At 38.7% G+C, this 1,829-nt stretch carries 2 protein-coding genes; one reads left to right on the top strand and one right to left on the bottom strand.

Going from position 1 to position 1,829, the window contains the following annotated elements:
• Positions 1-434 precede the first annotated feature (434 nt).
• On the bottom strand, positions 435-980 hold the full coding sequence (locus AC1DSL_RS17785) for a bifunctional transcriptional activator/DNA repair enzyme AdaA (protein WP_477533256.1): 546 nt from the start codon (positions 978-980) through the stop codon (positions 435-437).
• A 201-nt stretch (positions 981-1,181) separates the two neighbouring features.
• Between AC1DSL_RS17785 and AC1DSL_RS17790 the strand changes: the two genes are divergently transcribed.
• Positions 1,182-1,637 carry a methylated-DNA--[protein]-cysteine S-methyltransferase gene (locus AC1DSL_RS17790; RefSeq protein WP_477533257.1) on the top strand — a complete coding sequence of 152 codons (456 nt, stop codon included), beginning with the start codon at positions 1,182-1,184 and terminating at the stop codon, positions 1,635-1,637.
• Positions 1,638-1,829 lie beyond the last annotated feature (192 nt).

The raw sequence follows: 1,829 nt of genomic DNA on the forward strand, positions 1-1,829 counted from the left end.
GCTTTTGTAAGCGTGTCTCTGCAAAATATTTAAGTTGGAAGGTGGTTGGCTATTTCTGAAGACTCCTGCGGAAAAACGAAACAAGCTAGACCCCACAGGCTCAGCTGTCATAGACAGCTGAGCCGAGGAGGCTTGCGTTTCGTCCGCGGAAAGCGAAAGAAATAACCGACCACAATCTTTTTCGATAGAATGCAAAAAATAAGATCTCAATTTTTATACTTTTATATTAATTATTATTCTTTTGTCAATAAGCTGACTCACTTCAGAAAAGTGAGTTTTGGACGTGTGGTTAAGTACACTCCACACAGTATGACAACCAATCCAACTATCATATGAACAGAAATCGCTAAGAATTGAAATGAATACGAATGATATACCCCAAAACAGACTTAAGGCAATTAAAGCTATGTATTCACGCATAAGAAGTACTTCCTTTACTGAACCTCCGTTCGATAATGTGTTGGGGACTGATTGGTGTATTTATGGAAAGCTGTTGAGAAATGGGCGGCATTCAGATAACCGACAGATTGAGCAATATCGCTTACTTGCAAATCAGTCGTTAGGAGTTGCTGTTTTGCTAGATCCATTCTTGCTTTCATTAAATAACGTGTTGGTGATACGTTCATTTCTTTCGAAAATACTTTCTGTAAATAGGTTGGAGAAACAAATAGTTGCTCAGCCAATTTTTTCAATGTAAGAGGTTCTGCTAATTGTGTTTCAATTATTTCGATGGTTTGATTGACAATTTGTGAACGCGGCTGAACAAATGCCACATCATCTGGACAACATCGTTTACATGGACGATACCCAGCCTCCAAGGCTGCACCCTGTGATAAAAAAATGGAGACGTGCTGACGAAGTGGCAACTTGGAAGGGCATGATGGCCGACAAAAAATAAGTGTTGTCGAAACCCCATAAAAGAACTGACCATCAAAGCGATTATCATTGTTTCTGATGGCTATCCATTCAAATTCTTTCATGGGCAATGCCCCCCTTTTATGTGGCTTTCATACTTGTCGGCTCATGCTAAACATGCACCAAACTGTACGATAAAAAACAGAATCGTTTATCAAGACATTTTTCTTTATAGTAACACATTACTTCTGTCTGAAAATTGAATGCCAACAATTGAAAAGCATACAGAACTGAAGTTATTTATAATAGGACTAGGGGGTGTTCATATGTATAGAGGCTATTTGAATTCACCAATTGGACTCATTGAAGTAATAGCAACACAGGAAGATCTTATATCTGTATTGTTCGTAGAAGAACAAAAGCATTCCCATGAAAATGAAATCGTCAAACATTTCCTTCATGAGATTGACTCTTATTTCAAAGGTCAACTTACACACTTTACAATTCCATCGTTGAACGGCACCATTTTTCAAAGTGAAGTATGGAATGAGCTCATCCACATCCCATATGGTAAACGAAGCAGCTACTCCGAGATTGCTCACCAAATTAATAGACAAAAAGCAGTTCGGGCAGTTGGGTCGGCTATCGGGAAAAATAAATTAGCCCTCATTGTGCCTTGTCATCGAGTGGTCGGAAAAAATGGATCTCTGTCCGGATTTGCGTGGGAAACATGGCGAAAAGAATGGTTACTTGAACATGAAAAGAACCATTCACAAAAGTGAACGGTTCTTTTCTCTTATTTACAGTGATAGCCAAAATTCATATGCTAATAGCGTCCTATTCGGTTTCGCCCATTAATTCCCACATGATAGAATTGAATTACATGATTGAATAGTAAAAGACAGGGCCTCTGCCCTGTCTTTTATTTTGTTGCATGTGCAATCCAACCACCAAATAGTGTGGTCGAAAAGAAT

Source organism: Paenisporosarcina sp. P4_D4 (assembly GCF_056401835.1).